The sequence below is a fragment of the Paraburkholderia sp. BR10141 genome, assembly GCF_056155635.1.
This window is the reverse complement of sequence record NZ_JBMIQH010000024.1, coordinates 90,741-111,364: the sequence shown is the minus strand read 5'-3', so window position 1 is coordinate 111,364 and position 20,624 is coordinate 90,741. Positions and strand designations below refer to the sequence as shown.

Sequence of the window (20,624 nt, the reverse complement as noted above, 5' to 3'; positions counted from 1 at the left end):
CCGATGCCCAAAAAAAGGACCAAAACGCAGCGCGACCGGTCGGCAACGAATCGACAGGCGCGCATTGGGAGGTCGCACCGGGAGTGCCGGTTGCGATGAATCAGGCTGGCGCAGTCCTCGCTGCGCAAAGAGCGCGCGACGCTGTGCGGCCTTGCATGGGGCATGCAATGAATACGATACCTGACGGAAACGCAGAGCAAAAATTCCAGGAACTGCTTACGAAACTCGTCACGGTTCCCGACTGGACGGAAAAGCAGCAACTGGAGCTGGAAATGGCGCGCGACATCTCGGTGGAGATGTTGCGGGTCGCGGAAAGCATGCGCGACGGCCCTTCGGATCTCGAGACCTGCCTGATTCTGCTGAAGTACGCGAAGGTGCTCGATTTCGTGATGTCGGCACTGGCGTCGCGCCGCGATATCAAGCCACAAACGCTGCGCGTGATTTTCAAGCTGGCAGGCCTCAAGGTCGACGAGGCCTATCCGGGCTGAAGCCGATGTAAATCTGACGCACACCCGGCGTGGCAGCCAGGCCGCCGACGCCGATACTCGATACCCGCACGGGCCGTTAGCGGCCCGGCCTCTTCTTTTTTGCCAACGCTTTTTCCGTCCGGCTCACTCTACGCGCACCTTGAGGCGCCACAGCGACGTCAGTTCGGCCGCGCGCGCACGATAGAGCGGATCGGTCGGATCCGACGCTTTCGGGTGCCGCGGGCGAATGTCCTCCCGGCCCACCACTTCGAGCCCCGCCTCCACGATCATCTCGATGAGCGATTCGCGCGTGCGCAACCCGAGATGCTCCGCGAAGTCGGACAAAATCAACCACCCCTCGCCACCCGTCTCGAGATGATCCTTGAGGCCGCCGAGAAAGCCGCGCAGCATGCGGCTCTCGGGATCGAACACGGCGTACTCGATGGGCGACGCGGGCCGCGCCGGCACCCATGGCGGATTGCAGACGATGAGCGGCGCGCGCCCCGGCGGGAACAGATCCGCCTCGACGACCTCGACCTGCGCGGCGTAGCCGAGGCGGTCAAGGTTCTCGTTCGCGCAAGCCAGCGCGCGGGCGTCCTGATCAGTCGCGACCACGTTCTTCACGCCGCGCGAGGCGAGCACGGCGGCGAGCACGCCCGTGCCCGTGCCGATGTCGAAGGCCTTTTCGAGCGACGGCAGCGCCGTGCGCGCGACGAGATCGACGTATTCGCCGCGCACCGGCGAGAACACACCGTAGTACGGATGAATGCGCGCGCCGTTCAGCGCCGCGATCTCGACACCCTTCTTGCGCCATTCGTGGGCGCCGACCAGACTCAGAATTTCGCGCAGCGACGCCGCGGAAGCTTCGCCATCGGCCGCGCCCCACGCCTCTTCGCACGCGACCCGGACGTCGGGTGCGCGGCGCAGGTTGATGCTGTAGTCGCCTTCGAGCGGAATCAGCACCATGCCGAGCGTGCGGGCACGCTGCGCCTGCGCCTGGCGATGCAGATGAAACGCTTCGAGCGGTGAAGCCGGCGCCTTGGGCGGCGCAGCCTTGCGGGGTTTGCGCTCCCCACGGCGCGCCATGGCCTGCAGCAGCTGACGCGCGTTCTGATAGTCGCCGCGCCACAGGAGGGCGGTGCCTTCGCAGGCAAGGCGGTACGCAGCGTCCGCAGTCGTGCGATCGTCGGCGATGACCACGCGTTTGGGCGCCGGCACGCCAGCCTCGGAGCGCCAGCGCACCGTGCGCGGGCCTTCGGTGTCGGGCCAGGTAAGAGTGGGATGTTCGGTCATAGTCGGATATTCGGTGCGGCGGGCCAGTTCGTCGATTCGTACCTGGCCCGCGGGTTGCCGCCGCGGGGCGCCATCATATAGCAGAGCGACGCGGCGCGTTCCGCCACGTCGCCTTCGCAACGATGATCGCTCAGACGGGCGGGCGCGTCGACCAGGCCAGACGACGTAGGACGAAACGCACGCGCCCGGCAGTAAAATGGGCGCCGACCGCGCCCCGTCAGGCCAGGCCCACCCGCACGAGACCATGCCAGCAACCACCCAGCAGACACGCCGCGCGCGCAAACCGCGCACGCGCCGCGCCAGCGCCGGTGCTGGGCTCGACGAAGGCTTTTACGCCGAACTGCTGCATATCGTCGGGTTGCGGGAGAGCGTTTCCGGCATGAGGCGCACCGTCGCGCGACCCGCGCCGCACGAGCGTTTGCCCGGCGCGCTGATCGAACTCGCGCTGTCGCGCCTCGCCGCCTGCGACGGAGAGAGCCCAGGCGAGCGGCCGAAGACCGACCATTTCGAACTCGCGCTCCGGCTTTGCATCGCCTGGATCAGCCGCCTCGTTTTTCTCAAGGTGCTCGAAACGCGTCTGCTGACGCTCCATGGCGACGATGCGGCCTACGCGTTCCTGAACGCCCAGCGCATCCGCTCGTTCAGCGATCTCGACGCGCTGTGCGACACCGTCCTCGGCGCCGGTGACCACACGCCGCCAGCCCGCTTCGCTCACCTTCCCCGCTTCGACGGTTCGCGGTTCGCGCCGCAAGACCTGGACCGTAGCCTGCTCGGCATAAGCATGCTCGACGATCGCGCCACGCTGCCGCCGTACGAGGCGACCGTGCTCCCCGATGCGAGCGGCGAGCGGCACACGCTTGCCTATCTGCTCGATTTTCTCGCCACCTTCGACTTCTCCGCCGGTCTGGTGGCGCGAGAGCCAACCGTGGCGAACAGGCGTTGCCTCGATGCCTCCTCGCTCGGGCTCGTCTTCGAAAAGCTCAACGGATACCGCGACGGCGCCTGGTACACGCCCGGCAGCGTCGCGATGCAACTCGCCCGTCCCGCCATCACGCATGCGGCGCTCAATCGGCTGAATCGCGCCAAAGGCTGGCACTGCACGAACATCGATCAGCTATCCGAACTGATCGGTGAATCAAGCGGCGCATCGATCGGAAGCCGCGACGAGGCGCGCGCGATTCTGGACTCGCTGCGCATCTGCGATCCCGCAGTGGGCTCGGGGCATCTGCTCGTTTCAGCGCTCAACGAGTTGCTGGCGCTGAAAGTGCGCCTCGGCTTGCTGAACGCGCAGGACCGCGAAGCACTCAGCGCTTGCCGCATCGACGTCACCGCGGACCGGCTTTGCGTGACGCATGCGAACGGCGAACCGCTCACCCGCGAGCGCGATGGCACGAGCATCCGCAAGATCGAAGCCGCGCTCTTCAGTGTCAAGCGGGACATCGTCGAGCACTCGCTTTTCGGTGTGGATATCAACCCGGATTCGGTCGGCATGGCGCACCTGCGGCTGTGGATCGAACTGCTCGAACACGCCGATTTCACCGCTTCTCTGCCGAACCTCGAGACCAACCTCAAAGCAGGCAATGCGACGCTCAGCCGTTTCGACTTCGATACGCCGCTGCGCGGCTACGCTGAGCCAGTGGCGAACTATCGTGCCAGCGCGGCTAGACTGCGGGCGACGGCTACAGCCGCGGCGAGGCGCGCCGAAATCGCCCGATGCGCGCAACTGCGCGAAGCGTTGCGCCACGCCCTCGCGAACCACCAGGCCGACACGCCGCCCGAAAAAGCCGCAGCGTTCGAATGGCGCATCGAATTCGCCGACCTCCTCACCGACGAAGGCGACTTCGAGCGCTTCGACGCCGTCATAGCGAATCCGCCCTATATCGACTCCGAGCGCATGATCAATCAGGGCCAGCGCGCGTTGCGCGAGCGGCTGGCGCAGCGCTGGCCGAGCGCGCGAGGCAACTGGGACCTCTACATCGTGTTCATCGAGCTCGGCCTCGCGCTCCTGAGGCCCGGCGGCGCGATGGCGTATCTCACGCCCGACAAGTGGCTCTCGAAGCCCTTCGGCAATGCGTTGCGCGCACGGCATCTGGACAAGATCGAACGCATCGTCAGGCTCGGCCGCGACGTATTCGAGCAGGCGCGTGTGGATTCGATCATCACGCTCTTTCGCGAGTCGGGCACGCCTGCCATCGCGACCGCGCGCATCGACCGCGAGACGCTCACCGAGCTTGCGCAAACCGACAAACGCTCGCTCGAGGCGCCATGGCCGCTCGACGCATTGCTCTCGCCGCACGCCGCGTTCGTGCAGCGGTTCGCCGGTGCGCACCCCACACTCGGTTCGCTGCTGCCCTGCGAAAACGCCTGTGCGACGTCGGACGCCTACCGGCTCGCGCCCCTCGTCGAAGCGGCCGACGGCCGATTCCAGCCGGACCAACACTACCGCGTGGTGAACACCGGCACGCTCGGGCGCTACGTCTCGCGCTGGGGCAGCAAGCCGATGACCTATCTCGGGCGACGCTACGAGGCACCCGTGGTCGAGCGCGAGCGCTTCGCGTCGACGTTCGGGAACGGCTACGGCGCGAAAGCCAACGCGAAAAAGGTGATCGTGAAAGGCCTCACACGGCTCGATGCGACGCTCGATCTCGCAGGCGACACGATCCCCGGCAAGACCACACTGATCCTGCGCTCGGACGACGAGAACCTGCTGAAGTTCGCGGCGGCGTTGCTCAACTGCCCGCTCTCGGTGTTCCTGATCCGCGCGAAGTACGGCGCGTCGAGCTACAACGGCGGCGTGGCGTTCACGACATCGATGATCGACGCCTTGCCCGTGCCGGGCGGCGCTTCGGTGCGCAGCGAAGTCGCCGACTGCGTGACCCGCTTGCTGCGCGCCGGGCAGTCCGCATGCGACGCCGCTGAAGCGGACGGCATCGCGCGCGAGATCGATCGACGCCTCTATGCGGCATTCGGCCTGTCGCCACAGGAGATCGACCTCGTGGAAGGCCGCGCCGACTCGATGGCGCGCGAAGCAAGCTGACCGCGCAACGCCGAGACGGCGTCCCGGCGAGTCGGCTAGTCTTGCTCATCCTCGCGCAGGGCAGACATCATGGAACGGCTTCGCTTCTTCAGTGCTTCCGACGAGAGCAGCGTGCTGACGCTATCGATCGCCACGACGTTGGTGATCGCCCTCATCGGCATTCTGTTCGGCCTGATCTCCGGCTCGTTTTCGATTGTGTTCGACGGAGTCTATTCGCTCGTCGACGCGAGCATGAGCGCGCTCGCACTCGCCGTCGTGCGACTGATCACCTCGTACGCGGTCAACGTCGACCTGCCGCGCAAATGGCGCGAGCGCTTCACCATGGGCTTCTGGCATCTCGAACCCATGGTGCTCGGGCTCAACAGCACGCTGCTCGTGGGCGTGGCCGTCTACGCGCTGATCAACGGCATCACCAACCTGCTCTCCGGCGGCCACGAACTGCACTTCGGTCCCGCACTCGTCTACGCCGTCCTCACCGTGAGTGCCTGCGCGGCGATGGCGGTATTCGAATCGCGCGCGAACCGCCGGATCCACTCGGATTTCGTGCGCCTCGATATCAAGTCATGGATCATGTCCGCGGGCATTACAGCGGCGCTGCTGGTCGCCTTCAGCGTCGGCTATGCAATTCAGGGAACGACATGGGAGCGCTTCACCCCCTATGTCGACCCGGCGGCGCTCGTGGTGGTATGCGTCGTGATCATCCCGATTCCGCTCGCGGAGATCCGCCAGGCCCTGCTGGATGTGCTGCTCGTGGCGCCCCCGGATCTCAAGCAGCATGTCGATGCGGTCGCGAAACGCTTCGTCGAGCGCTACGCCTTCGAGTATTACCGGGCTTATGTCGCGAAAGTGGGCCGCTCCCGCGAGATCGAGCTGTATTTCGTCGTGCCGCCCGACATGCCGGCGAAGCGCATCGCCGAATGGGACGCGATCCGAGACGAAATCGGCCGGGCCATCGGCGGCGACGAGTCGCACCGCTGGCTCACGATCATGTTCACGAGCGATCCGCAATGGGCGGAGTGAGGAATCTGGTGCGGGCGGGTGCAGAAAGCACAAAGGGTCACGTGAATTTCACGTAACCCTTTGTCTTGACGCATTGCTTCGAATATGGTGCCGGCTGCAGGACTCGAACCCGCCACCTGATGATTACAAATCAACTGCTCTACCAGATGAGCTAAGCCGGCGTAGCCCGCTATTCTACTTCATTTAACGATCTTGAGGTGGCCCTTGCCGCCCTTGTTGCCGCCATCGTCATCTTTGTCGGCGGCGCGCGTCGCGACCGGCGCGAGCGGCGCGGCGGGTTCCTCGGCAGGTTCGTCGCGCACCGCAGGCGCCTCATGTGCTTCGGCTTCTTCGTGGTCCTCGGAGGACAGCACGTCGTCGGCGTCGCCGGGCGGCGACTCGACCGGGAACGCCATGCCCTGACCGTTCTCGCGGGCGTAGATCGCGAGCACGTTCGACACCGGCACCTCGATCTTGTGCGACTTGCCCGAGAAGCGCGCGTGGAACTCGATCATCTCGTTGCCCATCTGCAGCTGGCTCGTCGCCTCGAAGCTGATGTTCAGCACGATCTCGCCGTCACGCACGAACTGGCGCGGCACGCGTGTGCGGTTATCGACCCGCACCGCGATGTGCGGCGTGAAGCCGTTGTCCGTGCACCACTCGTACAGCGCGCGCAGCAAATACGGCTTGGTGGAAATCTCTTGCATCAACAATCCTTTCACGAGGCGGCGTCCACACCCACGCTGTGTACGCCGCCTCTGTTACCTGCAACTGCCAGGATACTGCTTAACGGCGCATGACCTTTTCAGACGGCGTCAGCGCTTCGATATACGCCGGACGGCTGAAAATGCGCTCGGCATACTTCATGAGCGGCGCGGCATTCTTCGACAGCTCGATGCCGTAGTGGTCGAGGCGCCACAGCAGCGGCGCGATGGCGACGTCGAGCATCGAGAACTCTTCGCCCAGCATGTACTTGTTCTTCAGGAAGATCGGCGCGAGCTGCGTGAGGCGGTCGCGGATCGCGAGGCGCGCCTTCTCGTGGTTCTTCTCGGCGGCCTTGCCCTTCTCGTTTTCGAGCGTGCTCACGTGCACGAACAGCTCCTTCTCGAAGTTGAGCAGGAACAGACGCGCGCGGGCGCGCTGGACCGGGTCGGCCGGCATCAGCTGCGGATGCGGGAAGCGCTCGTCGATATACTCGTTGATGATGTTCGACTCGTACAGAATCAGGTCGCGCTCGACCAGAATCGGCACCTGACCGTACGGATTCATCACGGCGATGTCTTCCGGTTTGTTGAACAGGTCGACGTCGCGGATTTCGAAGTCCATGCCCTTTTCGAACAACACCAGCCGGCAGCGCTGGGAGAACGGGCAGGTAGTGCCGGAGTACAGAACCATCATGATTTACATTTCCTCAATAAACCCAAAAGGCCAGCGGGCGAAAAAACCGTCTGACGGTCCCTGAACCGTCAGACGGCATCTCGTCGCACCGGCCCCACGTCGGTCAGGACGTGCCTATTTGATATCTTTCCAGTACGCGGCGTTCAATCGCCACGCGAAAAAGCTCAAGACGCCGAGGAACAAGAGCACCCACACGCCAAGCTGCCTGCGGGTTTTCTGCTCGGGTTCGGCCATCCAGCCGAGGTAGGCCACCAGGTCGGCCACGTCGGCATCATAATCCACCGGCGAGAGCGTTCCCGGCGTGACCTGCTGGAACCCGGCAAAGCGACGGACCTTTTCCCCGGTTTCCTCGTCCGTCGTGTCCTCGAACTTCGCCGTGCGGATGCCCTGCAACTGCCACAGCACGTGCGGCATGCTCACGTTTTCGAACACCAGATTGTTCCAGCCAGTCGGCCGCGTATCGTCGCGGTAGAAGCTGCGCAGGTACGTGTACAGCCAGTCGCGCCCTTTCGCCCGCGCTTCCACGGAGAGGTCCGGCGGCGCTACGCCGAACCACGCCTTCGCGTCGTCCGGGCGCATCGCGATGGACATCGTGTTGCCGACCTTGTCGGTCGTAAACAACAGATTATCTTCGATTTGCTTCTGCGGAATGCCGAGAACCTGCAACCGGCTATAGCGCATCAAGTTCGCACTATGGCAATTCAGACAATAGTTTACAAACAATTTGGCGCCGTGTTGCAGCGAAGCAAGATTTTCGCCGTTATCGGGAGCGCGGTCGAGCGGAATGTTTTCCTGCGCCGCGACAGATCCGCCCCCAAAGATGCATGAGAGCGCCAGCGCGGCCAAGCCGGCCCGGACGCCGGCAGCCCGTATGCTCACCTTCGCGAGCGTCGAAAAAAGAGAACGTTTCGTCATATCTTCCTCGCTCGTCAGTTAATGGGGCTTGAACCGCACGCGCTCGGGCGGCTGCTTGAAAGTGCCAAGCGGCGTCCAGAACGGCATGCCGAGGAAGAAAGCGAAGTAGACGAGCGCGCAGATCTGGGCGATCAGCGTGGCCGCCGGCGATGGCGGCTTCGTGCCGAGGAACGCGAGCGTCAGGAAGGCCAGCACGAAGATGCCGAGAAACACCTTGTGGAAGAACGGCCGGTAACGGATCGACTTCACCGGCGAGCGGTCGAGCCACGGCAGGAAGAAGAGCGAGATCACCGCCGTGCCCATCACCACCACGCCCCAGAACTTCGACTCGGTGAAGTACATGGCGAGGATCACGAGCACCGCCAGCACCGGCAGCCCGGCGCGCCATTTGCCGCGGGCGCGCACGAGCGCGAGCAGCCCGAGCAGCGCGATCACGACCATCAGCACGATCTTGAATGGGTCGGTCGTGGCGCGCAGCATCGCGTAGAACGCCGTGAAGTACCAGACCGGCGCGATTTCGGGCGGCGTTTGCAGCGGGTTGGCCGGCACGAAGTTGTTCGACTCGAGGAAGTAGCCGCCCATCTCCGGCGCGAAGAACACGATCGCCGCGAAAATCATCAGGAAGATGCACACGCCCATGAAGTCGTGCACCGAGTAATACGGATGGAACGGGATGCCGTCGAGCGGCACGCCGTTCGCGTCCTTCTTCGCCTTGATCTCGATGCCGTCGGGGTTGTTCGAGCCCACTTCGTGCAACGCGATGATGTGACAGATCACGAGCCCGACCAGCACCAGTGGAATGGCGATCACGTGGAACGCGAAGAAGCGGTTGAGCGTGACGTCCGACACCACGTAGTCGCCGCGAATCCACAGCGAGAGGTCCGGGCCGATGAAGGGAATCGCCGAGAACAGGTTCACGATGACCTGCGCGCCCCAGAACGACATCTGGCCCCAAGGCAGCAGGTAGCCGAAGAACGCCTCGGCCATCAGGCACAGGAAGATCGCGCAGCCGAAGATCCACACGAGTTCGCGCGGCTTGCGGTACGAGCCGTACAGCAGCCCGCGGAACATGTGCAGGTACACGACCACGAAGAACATCGAAGCGCCCGTGGAGTGCATGTAGCGGATGAGCCAGCCCCACGGCACCTCGCGCATGATGTACTCGACCGATGCGAACGCGAGCGTCGCATCGGGCTTGTAATTCATGGTGAGGAAAATACCGGTGATGATCTGGTTCACCAGCACGAGCAGCGCGAGCGAGCCGAAGAAGTACCAGAAGTTGAAGTTCTTGGGCGCGTAGTACTCAGAAGCGTGAGCGCGCCAGCTCGCCGTCATCGGAAAACGCTTATCGATCCAGCCCTGCAGGCCGGAAGATGCGCCGGTCGTTTCCACCACGTCCTTTTCGGTTCCCGTCGCCATCACGCTTCTCCTTTTTCGTCCTTGCCGATCACGATCTGCGTCGGGGACGCGAACATGTAGCGGGGAATGTCGAGGTTTTGCGGCGCCGGCTTGTTCTTGAACACGCGACCGGAGAGATCGTAGGTGGAGCCGTGGCACGGGCACAGGAAGCCGCCCGGCCAGCTGTCGGGCAGGTTCGGCTGCGGGCCTTCCTGGAAGCGCGCCGTCGGCGTGCAGCCCAGATGGGTGCAGACGGCCACCGCCACGAGAATGTTCTGATGCTCGGCGCGCGAACGGAATTCGTTCATGCAGTACTCCGGCATCGGCATCGAGAACGGGTGCTCGGAGTTCGGGTCGGCCAGATCGGGATCGGCCTTCTTCACGTCGGCCATCATGCGATCCGTGCGATTCAGGATCCACACGGGCTTGCCGCGCCAGGCGACGGTCATCATCGAGCCGGGCTGCAGATTCGTGATATCGGCTTCGACGGGCGCGCCGGCGGCGCGGGCTTTTTCGGATGGTGCAAAGGACCCTACGAAAGGTACGACAGTGGCCACGCCTCCAATGCCACCTGCTACGGACGTCGCAATCAGCCAGGTTCGGCGGCTGCCATCGACGCGGTCATTCTCGTTGTCTCGCATCACATCGCCCCACTTCTGAGTTGGATTTTTCCGTCACGCCAGCTTACCCGCGGTGCTGCCGAACGCTAGTTTGCTCGAATGGAGTTGGCATTTACAAGGGGCGCTCTCGAAAAAGCCTCGGAAGTCCTTGATATCTCGGGGTTTTCCCGCAGAAAAGAGGGCCACTTTCTTTTCAGTTTGTAAATGCCTCATGAATAAAACGATGCTGCGCCACGACAATTTGCGCCGAATATGCAATCAAACGGGATTGTCGATATCGATGAAAAGATGCTCGATGTTGAAGGCTTCCGAGAGGTGCGCGCCCACCGCCTGCACGCCGAAGCGCTCGGTCGCGTGGTGGCCTGCGGCGAGGAACGCCACACCGCTTTCCGCGGAGGTGTGCGTGGTCGGCTCGGAGATCTCGCCGGTGAGGAAGACGTCGGCGCCAGCGTCGATCGCCGCGTCGAAGAGACTTTGCGCCGCGCCCGTGCACCAGGCCACGCGGCGCAGTTGCCAGTCGGGGTCGCCGAGCACGAGCGGCGTGCGGCCGAGCGTCTGCTCGACCTCGGCGGTAAAGTGCGCGAGCGTGATCGGCATGGGCAGCGTGGCCATCCAGCCAAGATCCTGGTCGCCGAAGCGTTGTTCGCCGATCCAGCCGAACCGGGCGCCCAACTGCGCGTTGTTGCCGAGTTCGGGATGGCTGTCGAGCGGCAGATGGTAGGCGAACAGGTTGATGTCGTTCGCGAGCAGCGTCTTCAGGCGACGGTACTTGCGGCCCGTAATTTGCGGTGCTTCGTTCTTCCAGAAGTAACCGTGATGCACGAGCACCGCGTCGGCGCCCCACTCGAGCGCGGCTTCGAGAAACGCGAGCGAGGCGGTCACGCCCGTGGCGATCTTCTCCACGCGCCGCCGCCCTTCGACCTGCAGGCCATTGGGGCAGTAGTCCTTGAACCGCGCGGATTCCAGAAGATTGTTCAGATACAATTCCAGTTCGATCCGATCCATATAATCCTCTAATCTTCAGATGCTTAGACGCTTTTGGCTGTTCTTCGCCCAGGCGGTGACGGTCCTGCTGGCGTTGATGTTCATCATCGCCACGCTCAAACCGCAGTGGCTGCAGCACCAGGGGCAGTTCGGCAAGCAGCTTGCCGAACCGATCGTCGCACTGCGGGAAGTGGCGCCAGGCATCGGTGGAGGCGCCGCCCAGGGCTCCTATGCGGACGCCGCCCAGAAGGCCATGCCCGCGGTTGTCAACGTGTTCTCGAGCAAGGATGGGTCGCTGCCGCCCGACCCTCGCCAGAACGATCCGCTATTTCGCTATTTCTTCGGCGATCGCAACAAAAACCAGAAGCAGCAGGAGCAGCCTGCCGCCAACCTCGGTTCGGGCGTCATTGTCAGTCCGGACGGTTACATTCTAACGAACCAGCACGTAATCGACGGCGCGGACCAGATCGAAATCGCGCTTTCCGACGGCCGCACCACCAACGCCAAGGTGATCGGCATCGACCCGGAAACGGATCTCGCGGTGCTCAAGATCAATCTGCCGAACCTGCCCACCATCACGCTCGGCCGCATGGATCAGACGCGCGTGGGCGACGTCGTGCTCGCCATCGGCAATCCGTTCGGCGTGGGCCAGACGGTCACGATGGGCATCATCAGCGCGCTGGGCCGCAATCATCTCGGCATCAACACGTTCGAGAATTTCATTCAGACCGATGCGCCGATCAATCCGGGCAACTCGGGCGGCGCGCTCGTCGACGTGAACGGCAACCTGCTCGGCATCAACACCGCCATCTACTCGCGCTCGGGCGGCTCGCTCGGCATCGGCTTCGCGATTCCCGTTTCCACGGCGCGCAGCGTACTGGAGAGCATCATCACCTCGGGCTCGGTCACGCGCGGCTGGATCGGCGTGGAGCCACAGGACGTGACGCCGGAGATCGCCGACTCGTTCGGGCTGAAGGAGAAGTCGGGCGCGATCGTCGCGGGCGTGCTGCAGGGCGGCCCCGCCGACAAGGCCGGCATCAAGCCGGGCGACGTCCTGACCTCGGTGAACGGTGAGGCCATCACCGACACCACGCGCCTTTTGAACGTCATCGCGCAAATCAAACCGGGCAGCGACGCGAAGGTCCACCTCGTGCGCAAGAACAAGGACATGGATCTCGACGTACTGATCGGCAAGCGCCCGCCGCCGCCGAAGCAGCCGGCTCAGGAAGACGGCGAAGGCGACGACGGCGGTTGATATCCCACCGCAGGCGGGGCATCGCGCCCTGCCCGCGTCCGGACTCGCAACCGGAAAACGAAAAGGCCGCGAACGTGGGTTCGCGGCCTTTTGCTTTCCTGCGGCTTTCCTCCGCCAGGCCCGCGGGGCTAGCCCGCCGCCTGACTCTCGTCCGCGGGCTTCTTCTCGCCCGTGCCGATGAAGATGCGCGCCGCGATGATGCCCGCCTCGTAGAGGAGGATGAGCGGCAGCGCGAGGATGAGCTGCGAGAACACGTCCGGCGGCGTCACCACGGCTGCGACGATGAACGCGCCGACGATCACGTAGGGCCGGATCTGCTTGAGCTTCTTCACGGTGACCACGCCCATGCGCACGAGCAGCACGACGATGATCGGCACCTCGAAGGTCACGCCGAACGCAATGAACATGGTGAGCACGAAGCTCAGGTAATTGTCGATGTCGGTCGTCATCTCCGCGCCGAGCGGCGCGTTGTAGTGCGCCATCACGCGGAAGATGGTCGGGAACACCACGAAATATGCGAACGCCATGCCGCACAGGAAGAGCGTGTAGCTGCTTGCCACGAGCGGCGCGACGAGCTTCTTTTCGTGCTGGTAGAGGCCTGGGGCGACGAACGCCCAGATCTGGTAGAGCACGACCGGCAGCGCGATCACGAACGCCACGAGCATCGTGACCTTCATGGGCACGAAGAACGAGCCGGTCACGTCGGTGACGATCATCTTGCCGTCACGCGGCAGGTTCTGCATGAGCGGACGCGCGAGCAGCCGGAATATGTCGGGCGCCCAGTAGACGAGCCCGACGAACACGACGATCACGGCAACGCCTGCGCGAATGATGCGGTCGCGCAGTTCGACGAGATGGGAAATGAAGGTCTCTTCGGAGCCTTCTTCCAGTTTTTGCTGGGGGTCGCTCACACCGGCCCTCTGTTGGAAATGGTCGTGCGCAAAGGCGGATCCGCGTCAGAAGAACCGCGTGGGCCGGCGCAGGCTCGCCGGCGTGTGCTGCGCCACGCGTGCAGCACCCGATTGCACCCGCGTGCGGCGCAGCGTGGCGCGTTTGTACCAGACCGGCGCGGCGCTCTGCTTCATGCGCCAGTTCTTGCGTTTCGCGCCGCTTGCGCCCGCGTTGCCGGAGCGCCATCCCGATTGCGTGGCGACGGCATCCGCGGCATTGGCGGCAGCGCCTTCCAGGCTGGCAGGATCCGCGCCGCCTGCGATGCTCGGCGACACCGAGGTGCCCGCGTTCCACGCGTCGTTCAACTCGGTTTCATGCTTGCGCAGATTGTCCTGAACGTTCTTCTCGACGTTCTGCGCCGCCGTTTCGAACTCGGTCTTCATGCGGCGCAACTCGTCGAGTTCGATCTCGCGCGTGACTTCCGCCTTGACGTCGTTGATATAGCGCTGCGCGCGACCGAACAGCGCGCCGGCCGTGCGTGCGACCCGCGGCAGCCGCTCCGGCCCGAGAACGACCAGCGCGACGACGCCGATCAGCGCCATCTTGGTTAAACCGAGATCGAGCATGAATGGAGTTTTCCGTCAGCCTTGGCTGCCTTAATGGAAACGAACGGGAAACATGCGGAAAAACTTGTGGCGGCGAAAAAGGCGGCCGCCACGCGTTTTAGCGGAAGTCGTTCGAGCGCTGCGTCTTGTCCTTGGCTTCGACGTCGACTGCACCGCCGTCGGCCGGGAGTTCGCGCTTTTGCGTGTCGGCGCCGGCGCCTTCGTTCTCGCGCATGCCTTCCTTGAAACCCTTCACCGCACCGCCCAGATCGCTACCGATATTGCGCAGCTTCTTGGTGCCGAAGACGAGCGCAACGATCAACAAGACGATCAGCCAGTGCCAGATGCTCAACGAACCCATGATTGACTCTCTCCTTAACCCCGCCGCCGCGCGAGGTGCGCGACGCGATAAATTGTGCCTGTTCGATGTTGCATGGTCGTGGCGTTCGACCCTTTAGCGCGACGCTTCAGTGAGAACCACGCCATCCGTCATTTATACCGACTTTCCCCGCCGTCGGCACTCAGCCCATGCGGTGCCACGGACGCGGCCCAGCCAGCAAATGCGCGTGCAGATGGTAGACCTCCTGCCCGCCGCCCGGCCCCGTATTCACCACCGTGCGAAACCCGGTTTCGCCACCCGTGTACGAGACGCCCAGCTCTTTGGCAAGCCGTGCGACCAATACAAACATTCTACCAAGCAGCAGTGCGTCGTTTTCACCGCAATCGGCAAGGGTGGAAATATGCTGGCGCGGAATCACGAGGACGTGAGTTTCGGCTGCGGGCCGGATGTCGCGGAAGGCGACGAACTCTTCGTCCTCGTACACGCGCGTGCTGGGAATGTGGCCGTCGGCGATCTTGCAGAAGAGACAGGTGCTGCGGTCGTGACTCATGGCGCTCCTGGTGAGCAAAACCGCACGCGCGCCCGAAAGCCCTCAGAACCAGGCGCGCGGGTTGTGCAGCGGCTTGTTGTCGTACAAGTAAAGCCAGCCTTTGATGATACGGTACAACGTCCAGATTGCGACAGCCCACAAAATCGGAATGCCGACCAGCACGAAGATGAGCACACCGCCGATCAGATGGCCGGCCAGCCCGAGCCAGAACGTGCGGATTTGCCACGTGAAGTGCTGCTCATAAGGCGTGCCGAGCGATTCGTCGCGTTTGAGGTAATTCAGGATGATGGCCACCAGCACCGAAATGCCGCCGGTCAGCCAGTAGACCGCATAGAGCGCGTACAGCACGTGCGTGAAAGTCCGCAGGCTGCGCAAACGGTCCGCGTCGACGCCGTTGCGGTACGAAGGGGGCGGGTAATCGCCGGACGTGGACATGTCGTTCATCTCCCTCTGTGGAGCGCTGTGCGCAGCGTTGAGCCTCAGTCGCCGTTCTCTTCGCGCTCGCGGCTTTTGCGCAGCGCTTTTTCCTCGAGACCCGAAAGGCCTTCGCGGCGTTCGAGTTCCGCGAGCACGTCGGCAGGACTCAGATCGAAGTGCGAGAGCGTGACGAGGCAATGGAACCACAGGTCGGCCATCTCGCCGACCAGCGCCTTGCGTGCACCGCCCTGGCGCACGTCCTTCGCGGCAAGCACGACCTCGGTCGCCTCTTCGCCGACCTTCTTGAGCACCGCGTCGTCGCCCTTGTGAAAGAGGCGTGCGACGTAGGAGGCGTCCGGGTCGCCGCCCTTGCGGCTGTCGATCACCGCCGCGAGGCGCAGCAAGGTGTCGTTGGTATTCAGTTGCGTCATTTGTAGATGTGTTCGGGGTCTTTCAGCACCGGGTCGACGGCGACCCAGCGGCCTTCGTCGACGGTGCCTTCGAATTGCTGGAAAAAGCACGAGTGGCGGCCCGTGTGGCACGCAATGCCCGAGACCTGCTCGATCTTGAGCAGCACGACGTCTTCGTCGCAGTCGAGGCGGATGTCGCTCACGTGCTGCACATGGCCGGACTCCTCGCCCTTGAACCAAAGGCGCTGGCGCGAGCGGGAGAAGTACACGGCGCGGCGCAGCTCGACCGTCCTGGCGAGCGCTTCGCGGTTCATCCACGCGAACATCAGCACGTCGCCGGTGGTCGCTTCCTGCGCGATCACGGGCACGAGGCCGTTGGCGTCCCAGTTGACCTTGTCGAGCCAGTTGGCGTTGGCAAGGTCGTTGTCGGGTTTGCCGGTTTGAGTGTGGCTCATCGCGTTACATCCTCACCGAAATGCCCTGGTCGGCCATGAAGCGCTTTGCCTCGCCCACCGTGTGCTCGCCATAGTGGAAAATGCTCGCGGCCAGCACGGCGTCGGCACGGCCCTTGACGATACCGTCCGCGAGATCCTGCAGGCCGCCCACGCCGCCCGAGGCGATCACGGGAATCGGCACCGCGTCGGACACCGCACACGTGAGGTCGAGATCGAAGCCGCTCTTCGTGCCGTCGCGGTCCATGCTCGTGAGCAGGATTTCGCCCGCGCCCAGTTCCGCCATCTTGCGCGCCCATTCCACGGCGTCGATGCCCGTGGCCTTGCGCCCGCCGTGCGTGAACACTTCCCAGCGCGCGGGTTCGCCCGGCGCCGACGTTCGCTTCGCGTCGATGGCGACGACGATGCACTGCGAGCCGTATTTGTCGGCGGAATCGCGCACGAGCTGCGGATTGGCGACCGCCGACGAGTTCATGCTGACCTTGTCGGCACCGGCGTTGAGCAGGCGCCGCACGTCCGCCACGGCGCGCACGCCGCCGCCCACGGTGAGCGGAATGAAGACCTGCGAAGCCACCGCCTCGATGATCGGCAGGATCAGGTCGCGCTGGTCGGAGGTCGCGGTGATGTCGAGGAACGTGAGTTCGTCGGCGCCCTGGTCGTCGTAGCGGCGCGCGATTTCGACGGGGTCGCCCGCGTCGCGCAGTTCGACGAAATTGACGCCCTTGACGACGCGCCCGGCGGTCACGTCGAGGCAGGGGATGATGCGTTTGGGTAGAGCCATGATGTTGCCGAAGTTGCCAGTCGGTGTGTGTGCGGCGAGCACCTTTCGCGAGAAGGCTGCCGGCCCCGGTTCGGGCGTGGCGCGCAGCCCATTGTCGCGCGCTTTGCACCGTGCCTTGCGCCCTGAGGCGAAATTATCCCGCGCGAGCGCCAGTCCCCTTGGAGATGGCGGCGCAGCGCCAAAACAAAAGGCCTCCAGTGACGGAGGCCGGCATTCGACGCTTTACGCGTCGTCCGATTCGCGCAGGCTGTCTGCGCGCGTTTGCGCGGCAGCGAAATCGAGGTCGCCCGAGTAGATCGCGCGGCCGCAGATCACGCCTTCCACGCCTTCGTCCTCGACTTCGCACAGTGCGTCGATATCGCCGAGGTTGGAAAGCCCGCCACTCGCGATGATCGGAATCTTCACCGCGCGCGCGAGGCGCACCGTCGCTTCGATGTTGATGCCCTGGAGCATGCCGTCCCGGCCGATGTCGGTGTAGATGATCGACTCGACGCCGTAGTCCTCGAACTTGCGCGCGAGATCGACGACTTCGTGACCGGTGAGCTTGCTCCAGCCGTCGGTCGCGACCTTGCCGTCTTTCGCGTCGAGGCCCACGATGATATGGCCCCCGAATGCGGTGCATGCTTCCTGGAGGAAGCCCGGATTCTTGACGGCGGCGGTGCCGATGATCACATAGGACAGGCCGTCGTCGAGGTAACGCTCGATGGTGTCGAGGTCGCGGATGCCGCCGCCGAGCTGCACGGGAATCTCGTCGCCGACTTCGCGGATGATCTCGCGAATCGCGTCTTCGTTCTTCGGCTTGCCGGCGAACGCGCCGTTGAGGTCGACGAGGTGCAGGCGCCGCGCGCCGCGCTCGACCCAGTGTCGGGCCATAGCCGCCGGTTCCTCGGAGAAAATCGTCGCCTGGTCCATATCGCCTTGTTTGAGGCGCACGCAGTGACCGTCTTTGAGATCGATGGCCGGAATCAGCAGCATAGCTTCGGGTGTGTCTGGGAATGGGGTTGAAGTCTGCAGCGCCGGCGGAAAAAAGGCCCGATCCGACGCCGTTTCGCTAGTTTAGTACAACTCTTTCGGCAGCCTTGCTAACGCAAATCTAATGCCGCGGCGCGCGTGCGCGAAGGCGGCTGTGAGCGTCAGCGCCGCAGGAAATCAGGGGTTCCAGTGGACGAAGTTGCGGTAGACGCGCAAACCCGCAGCGGCGCTCTTTTCCGGGTGGAATTGGGTGGCGAAGATGTTATCCCGCGCCACTGCCGAGGTAAAGGCCGCGCCGTACGGCGTTTCGCCTACGGTGTGCGACGCATCCGCCGGAACCACATAGTAGCTGTGCACGAAGTAGAAGAAGCTTTCGTCGGGCACACCGTCCCACAGGGCGTGCGCGCGTGCCTGACGCACGCGGTTCCAGCCCATTTGCGGGACCTTGAAGCGCGAGCCGTCGTCCTGCAGCTGGCCTTCCAGATCGAAGCGCACGACCTTGCCGGGCAGCAGGCCCAGGCCCTTCGTGCCGCCTTCCGCGCTCCAGTCGAACAGCATCTGCTCGCCCACGCACACGCCCATGAGCGGCTTCGTGCGCGAGGCTTCGAGCACCGCGTCCTGCAGGCCCGACTCGGCGAGGCTGCGCATGCAGTCGGGCATCGCACCCTGCCCCGGCAGCACCACGCGGTCGGCAGCACGGATCGCCTCGGGACGCTCGACGATGGCCACGTCGGCTTCCGGCGCGGCCTGCCTCAGCGCCTGGGCCACCGAACGCAGGTTGCCCATTCCATAATCAACAATCGCAATTGAAGTTTTCATCTCGAATCCGGCCTGCTCAAAAGGCCTTGCCCTTGGCTGTGTGGACGCATGTGCGCCGCGATGTGCCCTGATCTGCCTTCGAAGCCGTCAATGTACGCCAGTCGGCGCGTGCGAGCCCATAAGCCGAATGGCTAATGTGGCGCGCACGCAGCATGTGGGCGACGGCCCCGGCGCGGCGCGCTGGAGGTCCTGCCCAGGCATGCGCCCGGCACAGTGCGCGTAGCGCGGCCGGCCTTCTGGTCGGTGAAAGGCGTCGCCTAGAGGCTGCCCTTCGTCGACGGAATCTTGCCCGCCTGACGTTCGTCCAGTTCGGCGGCCTGGCGCAGTGCGCGGCCGAATGCCTTGAACACGGTTTCCATCTGATGGTGCGCGTTGAGGCCGCGCAGATTGTCGATGTGCAGCGTCACGCCTGCGTGGTTCACGAAGCCGCGGAAAAATTCGATCGACAGGTCGACGTCGAACGTGCCGATGCGCGCGCGCGTGAACGGCACGTGGAATTCGAGGCCCGGTCGGCCCGAGAAGTCGATCACGACGCGCGAGAGCGCTTCGTCGAGCGGCACATAGGCGTGGCCGTAGCGGCGAATGCCCTTCTTGTCGCCGATGGCCTGCGCCACCGCCTGGCCGAGCGTGATGCCGACGTCTTCCACCGTATGGTGGTCGTCGATATGCGTGTCGCCATGCGCCTCGACCTCGAGATCGATCAGACCGTGTCGTGCGATCTGGTCGAGCATGTGGTCGAGAAACGGCACACCGGTTGCGAGCTTTTGCTCGCCGGTGCCGTCCAGATTGAGTTTCACGCGGATTTGCGTTTCGCTGGTGTTGCGAACGACTTGCGCGACGCGCATGGCAATATCCTTCAAACAGCCCGTAACAGGAGAGTGGGAGAACGAAGCATCGGCCTAACGGAGCACGAGCTTCAGGGCGGCGAGCAATTGCGCGTTTTCGTCGGGGGTGCCAACGGTCAGGCGCACGCAGTTCGCAAGCAATGGGTGCATTTTACCCACGTTTTTGATCAGAATCCGGGCAGACAGCAGCGTGTCGAAAACTGCCGCCGCGTCGGGCACGCGCACGAGTAGGAAATTGCCCGCGCTTTCAAACACCTCGGCGCCCGGCAGCTTCGCGACTTCGGCGGCCAGCGTCGCACGTTGCGCGCGCAATTCGGCGGCCTGCGCATCGAGCACGTCGACATGGTCGAGCAGCAGATCTGCCGCCGCTTGCGTGAGCACGTTCACGTTGTAGGGCGGACGCACCTTGTCGAACTCGTTGAGCCATGACGGCCGCCCGGCCAGATAGCCGAGGCGGATGCCCGCGAGCCCGAGCTTCGACATCGTGCGCATCACGACCACGTTGTCGAACTCGCCCGCGCGCGGCATCCAGCTTTGCATCGCGAACGGCTGGTAGGCCTCGTCGATCACCACGAGGCTCTTCGCTTCTTGCGCCGACGCGATCAGGCGCTCGATGTCGGCGTCGTCGAACAGCGTGCCCGTGGGGTTGTTCGGGTAGGCCAGCCAGATCACCGCAGGCGTGTGCTCAGCAATGGCCGCGAGCGTCGCTTCGAGGTCGAGCGTGAAGTCGCTCTTGAGCGGCACGCCGACGAATTCCAGCTGCGCGAGCTTCGCCGACATTGCGTACATGACGAAGCCCGGCACCGGCGCGAGCACCTTCGCGCCCGGCTTCGCGCACGCCATGGTGATCATGCTGATGATCTCGTCCGAGCCGTTGCCGAGCAGCACGTCGCAGTCCGCGGGCACGCGCATCGTCTCTTTGAGCTTCGCGATCAGCGCCTCGGGGCGCGGCGCGGGATAGCGGTTGAGCGCGACCGCCGCGAGGCGTTCGCCCAGAAGCGCTGCGAGGTCGGGGGGCAGGGCAAACGGGTTCTCCATGGCGTCGAGCTTCACGAAACCGGAAGCGTCGGGCACGGGGTAACTCGTCATCGCGAGCACGTCGCGACGGATGATGTCTTGTGGTGTCGTCATGTCGAAAGGCGGCTCGCGAAAGCGGGGCCGCCGGCACGGGCAGCT

Annotated in this window: 23 protein-coding genes and 1 tRNA gene; 4 read left to right on the top strand and 20 right to left on the bottom strand. The window is 64.3% G+C overall.

The window, feature by feature from the left end:
* Positions 1–167: 167 nt before the first annotated feature.
* Positions 168–488, top strand: a complete 321-nt coding sequence (locus tag ACOJB8_RS28600; protein ID WP_028206633.1) for a type II toxin-antitoxin system HicA family toxin — start codon at positions 168–170, stop codon at positions 486–488.
* Positions 489–611: 123 nt separating this feature from the next.
* Here ACOJB8_RS28600 and ACOJB8_RS28595 read toward each other — a convergent pair whose 3' ends face one another.
* Positions 612–1,760, bottom strand: a complete 1,149-nt coding sequence (locus ACOJB8_RS28595) for a methyltransferase (protein WP_475015602.1) — start codon at positions 1,758–1,760, stop codon at positions 612–614.
* 244 nt (positions 1,761–2,004) lie between these two features.
* Here ACOJB8_RS28595 and ACOJB8_RS28590 point away from each other — a divergent pair, with 244 nt between their 5' ends.
* Both ACOJB8_RS28590 and ACOJB8_RS28585 read left to right on the top strand, forming a co-directional pair.
* Entirely contained in the window at positions 2,005–4,797 is a 2,793-nt protein-coding gene (locus tag ACOJB8_RS28590) for a type IIG restriction enzyme/methyltransferase (RefSeq protein ID WP_342949859.1), read from the top strand.
* A gap of 69 nt (positions 4,798–4,866) precedes the next feature.
* A complete protein-coding gene (locus ACOJB8_RS28585; RefSeq protein ID WP_069268269.1) occupies positions 4,867–5,817 on the top strand; it encodes a cation diffusion facilitator family transporter in 951 nt (316 codons plus the stop codon).
* A gap of 85 nt (positions 5,818–5,902) precedes the next feature.
* Here the strand turns inward: ACOJB8_RS28585 and ACOJB8_RS28580 are convergent.
* The 7 genes from ACOJB8_RS28580 to ACOJB8_RS28550 form a co-directional block, all read right to left on the bottom strand.
* Positions 5,903–5,978: transfer RNA gene (locus ACOJB8_RS28580), tRNA-Thr, on the bottom strand.
* A gap of 18 nt (positions 5,979–5,996) precedes the next feature.
* The gene (locus ACOJB8_RS28575) at positions 5,997–6,503 is read right to left on the bottom strand and encodes a ClpXP protease specificity-enhancing factor (RefSeq protein ID WP_069268268.1); all 507 of its coding nucleotides are present in this window, start codon (positions 6,501–6,503) and stop codon (positions 5,997–5,999) included.
* Positions 6,504–6,582: 79 nt separating this feature from the next.
* The gene (locus ACOJB8_RS28570; protein WP_027797364.1) at positions 6,583–7,194 is read right to left on the bottom strand and encodes a glutathione S-transferase N-terminal domain-containing protein; all 612 of its coding nucleotides are present in this window, start codon (positions 7,192–7,194) and stop codon (positions 6,583–6,585) included.
* 114 nt (positions 7,195–7,308) lie between these two features.
* Positions 7,309–8,109 carry a cytochrome c1 gene (locus tag ACOJB8_RS28565; RefSeq protein ID WP_342949840.1) on the bottom strand — a complete coding sequence of 267 codons (801 nt, stop codon included), beginning with the start codon at positions 8,107–8,109 and terminating at the stop codon, positions 7,309–7,311.
* An 18-nt stretch (positions 8,110–8,127) separates the two neighbouring features.
* Entirely contained in the window at positions 8,128–9,528 is a 1,401-nt protein-coding gene (locus ACOJB8_RS28560; RefSeq protein WP_342949839.1) for a cytochrome b, read from the bottom strand.
* Positions 9,528–10,148 carry a ubiquinol-cytochrome c reductase iron-sulfur subunit gene (gene petA, locus ACOJB8_RS28555; protein WP_069268266.1) on the bottom strand — a complete coding sequence of 207 codons (621 nt, stop codon included), beginning with the start codon at positions 10,146–10,148 and terminating at the stop codon, positions 9,528–9,530. Before petA ends, ACOJB8_RS28560 begins: the two co-directional genes overlap by 1 nt.
* A 237-nt stretch (positions 10,149–10,385) precedes the next feature.
* Positions 10,386–11,132, bottom strand: a complete 747-nt coding sequence (locus ACOJB8_RS28550; RefSeq protein ID WP_069268265.1) for a Nif3-like dinuclear metal center hexameric protein — start codon at positions 11,130–11,132, stop codon at positions 10,386–10,388.
* A 19-nt stretch (positions 11,133–11,151) separates the two neighbouring features.
* Here ACOJB8_RS28550 and ACOJB8_RS28545 point away from each other — a divergent pair, with 19 nt between their 5' ends.
* Positions 11,152–12,366 carry a Do family serine endopeptidase gene (locus ACOJB8_RS28545; RefSeq protein ID WP_069268264.1) on the top strand — a complete coding sequence of 405 codons (1,215 nt, stop codon included), beginning with the start codon at positions 11,152–11,154 and terminating at the stop codon, positions 12,364–12,366.
* Positions 12,367–12,494: 128 nt separating this feature from the next.
* Here ACOJB8_RS28545 and tatC read toward each other — a convergent pair whose 3' ends face one another.
* The 12 genes from tatC to hisC form a co-directional block, all read right to left on the bottom strand.
* A complete protein-coding gene (gene tatC / locus ACOJB8_RS28540) occupies positions 12,495–13,277 on the bottom strand; it encodes a twin-arginine translocase subunit TatC (protein ID WP_069268263.1) in 783 nt (260 codons plus the stop codon).
* Between the two features lie 45 nt (positions 13,278–13,322).
* Positions 13,323–13,883: a Sec-independent protein translocase protein TatB gene (tatB, locus tag ACOJB8_RS28535; RefSeq protein WP_069268262.1), complete on the bottom strand. Its 561-nt coding sequence runs from the start codon at positions 13,881–13,883 to the stop codon at positions 13,323–13,325.
* 97 nt (positions 13,884–13,980) lie between these two features.
* Positions 13,981–14,223, bottom strand: coding sequence for a Sec-independent protein translocase subunit TatA (tatA, locus tag ACOJB8_RS28530; RefSeq protein WP_069268261.1), 243 nt, complete (start codon positions 14,221–14,223; stop codon positions 13,981–13,983).
* Between the two features lie 160 nt (positions 14,224–14,383).
* Positions 14,384–14,752 carry a histidine triad nucleotide-binding protein gene (locus ACOJB8_RS28525; protein ID WP_406953818.1) on the bottom strand — a complete coding sequence of 123 codons (369 nt, stop codon included), beginning with the start codon at positions 14,750–14,752 and terminating at the stop codon, positions 14,384–14,386.
* A gap of 42 nt (positions 14,753–14,794) precedes the next feature.
* Positions 14,795–15,187, bottom strand: a complete 393-nt coding sequence (locus tag ACOJB8_RS28520) for a DUF4870 family protein (RefSeq protein ID WP_069268283.1) — start codon at positions 15,185–15,187, stop codon at positions 14,795–14,797.
* 44 nt (positions 15,188–15,231) lie between these two features.
* Entirely contained in the window at positions 15,232–15,600 is a 369-nt protein-coding gene (locus ACOJB8_RS28515; protein WP_069268259.1) for a phosphoribosyl-ATP diphosphatase, read from the bottom strand.
* A complete protein-coding gene (gene hisI / locus ACOJB8_RS28510) occupies positions 15,597–16,034 on the bottom strand; it encodes a phosphoribosyl-AMP cyclohydrolase (protein ID WP_069268258.1) in 438 nt (145 codons plus the stop codon). Before hisI ends, ACOJB8_RS28515 begins: the two co-directional genes overlap by 4 nt.
* Positions 16,035–16,038: 4 nt before the next feature.
* Positions 16,039–16,812 (bottom strand): imidazole glycerol phosphate synthase subunit HisF, encoded by a 774-nt coding sequence (hisF, locus tag ACOJB8_RS28505; protein ID WP_342924273.1) that lies wholly within the window; start codon positions 16,810–16,812, stop codon positions 16,039–16,041.
* A gap of 222 nt (positions 16,813–17,034) precedes the next feature.
* A complete protein-coding gene (gene hisA, locus ACOJB8_RS28500; RefSeq protein WP_069268257.1) occupies positions 17,035–17,787 on the bottom strand; it encodes a 1-(5-phosphoribosyl)-5-[(5-phosphoribosylamino)methylideneamino]imidazole-4-carboxamide isomerase in 753 nt (250 codons plus the stop codon).
* A gap of 174 nt (positions 17,788–17,961) precedes the next feature.
* Complete coding sequence (hisH, locus tag ACOJB8_RS28495) at positions 17,962–18,603, bottom strand: imidazole glycerol phosphate synthase subunit HisH (protein WP_069268256.1); 642 nt, start codon at positions 18,601–18,603, stop codon at positions 17,962–17,964.
* 257 nt (positions 18,604–18,860) lie between these two features.
* Complete coding sequence (hisB, locus tag ACOJB8_RS28490; RefSeq protein ID WP_028218451.1) at positions 18,861–19,448, bottom strand: imidazoleglycerol-phosphate dehydratase HisB; 588 nt, start codon at positions 19,446–19,448, stop codon at positions 18,861–18,863.
* A 54-nt stretch (positions 19,449–19,502) separates the two neighbouring features.
* A complete protein-coding gene (gene hisC / locus ACOJB8_RS28485; RefSeq protein ID WP_475015597.1) occupies positions 19,503–20,579 on the bottom strand; it encodes a histidinol-phosphate transaminase in 1,077 nt (358 codons plus the stop codon).
* Positions 20,580–20,624 lie beyond the last annotated feature (45 nt).

What these genes read in the sequence shown, in the direction of transcription:
- ACOJB8_RS28600 (WP_028206633.1), top strand. Translation starts at nt 168, where the DNA reads ATGAATACGATACCTGACGGAAACGCAGAGCAAAAATTCCAGGAACTG.
- ACOJB8_RS28595 (WP_475015602.1), bottom strand. Translation starts at nt 1,760, where the DNA reads ATGACCGAACATCCCACTCTTACCTGGCCCGACACCGAAGGCCCGCGC.
- ACOJB8_RS28590 (WP_342949859.1), top strand. Translation starts at nt 2,005, where the DNA reads ATGCCAGCAACCACCCAGCAGACACGCCGCGCGCGCAAACCGCGCACG.
- ACOJB8_RS28585 (WP_069268269.1), top strand. Translation starts at nt 4,867, where the DNA reads ATGGAACGGCTTCGCTTCTTCAGTGCTTCCGACGAGAGCAGCGTGCTG.
- ACOJB8_RS28575 (WP_069268268.1), bottom strand. Translation starts at nt 6,503, where the DNA reads ATGCAAGAGATTTCCACCAAGCCGTATTTGCTGCGCGCGCTGTACGAG.
- ACOJB8_RS28570 (WP_027797364.1), bottom strand. Translation starts at nt 7,194, where the DNA reads ATGATGGTTCTGTACTCCGGCACTACCTGCCCGTTCTCCCAGCGCTGC.
- ACOJB8_RS28565 (WP_342949840.1), bottom strand. Translation starts at nt 8,109, where the DNA reads ATGACGAAACGTTCTCTTTTTTCGACGCTCGCGAAGGTGAGCATACGG.
- ACOJB8_RS28560 (WP_342949839.1), bottom strand. Translation starts at nt 9,528, where the DNA reads ATGGCGACGGGAACCGAAAAGGACGTGGTGGAAACGACCGGCGCATCT.
- petA (WP_069268266.1), bottom strand. Translation starts at nt 10,148, where the DNA reads ATGCGAGACAACGAGAATGACCGCGTCGATGGCAGCCGCCGAACCTGG.
- ACOJB8_RS28550 (WP_069268265.1), bottom strand. Translation starts at nt 11,132, where the DNA reads ATGGATCGGATCGAACTGGAATTGTATCTGAACAATCTTCTGGAATCC.
- ACOJB8_RS28545 (WP_069268264.1), top strand. Translation starts at nt 11,152, where the DNA reads ATGCTTAGACGCTTTTGGCTGTTCTTCGCCCAGGCGGTGACGGTCCTG.
- tatB (WP_069268262.1), bottom strand. Translation starts at nt 13,883, where the DNA reads ATGCTCGATCTCGGTTTAACCAAGATGGCGCTGATCGGCGTCGTCGCG.
- tatA (WP_069268261.1), bottom strand. Translation starts at nt 14,223, where the DNA reads ATGGGTTCGTTGAGCATCTGGCACTGGCTGATCGTCTTGTTGATCGTT.
- ACOJB8_RS28525 (WP_406953818.1), bottom strand. Translation starts at nt 14,752, where the DNA reads ATGAGTCACGACCGCAGCACCTGTCTCTTCTGCAAGATCGCCGACGGC.
- ACOJB8_RS28520 (WP_069268283.1), bottom strand. Translation starts at nt 15,187, where the DNA reads ATGTCCACGTCCGGCGATTACCCGCCCCCTTCGTACCGCAACGGCGTC.
- ACOJB8_RS28515 (WP_069268259.1), bottom strand. Translation starts at nt 15,600, where the DNA reads ATGACGCAACTGAATACCAACGACACCTTGCTGCGCCTCGCGGCGGTG.
- hisI (WP_069268258.1), bottom strand. Translation starts at nt 16,034, where the DNA reads ATGAGCCACACTCAAACCGGCAAACCCGACAACGACCTTGCCAACGCC.
- hisF (WP_342924273.1), bottom strand. Translation starts at nt 16,812, where the DNA reads ATGGCTCTACCCAAACGCATCATCCCCTGCCTCGACGTGACCGCCGGG.
- hisA (WP_069268257.1), bottom strand. Translation starts at nt 17,787, where the DNA reads ATGCTGCTGATTCCGGCCATCGATCTCAAAGACGGTCACTGCGTGCGC.
- hisH (WP_069268256.1), bottom strand. Translation starts at nt 18,603, where the DNA reads ATGAAAACTTCAATTGCGATTGTTGATTATGGAATGGGCAACCTGCGT.
- hisB (WP_028218451.1), bottom strand. Translation starts at nt 19,448, where the DNA reads ATGCGCGTCGCGCAAGTCGTTCGCAACACCAGCGAAACGCAAATCCGC.
- hisC (WP_475015597.1), bottom strand. Translation starts at nt 20,579, where the DNA reads ATGACGACACCACAAGACATCATCCGTCGCGACGTGCTCGCGATGACG.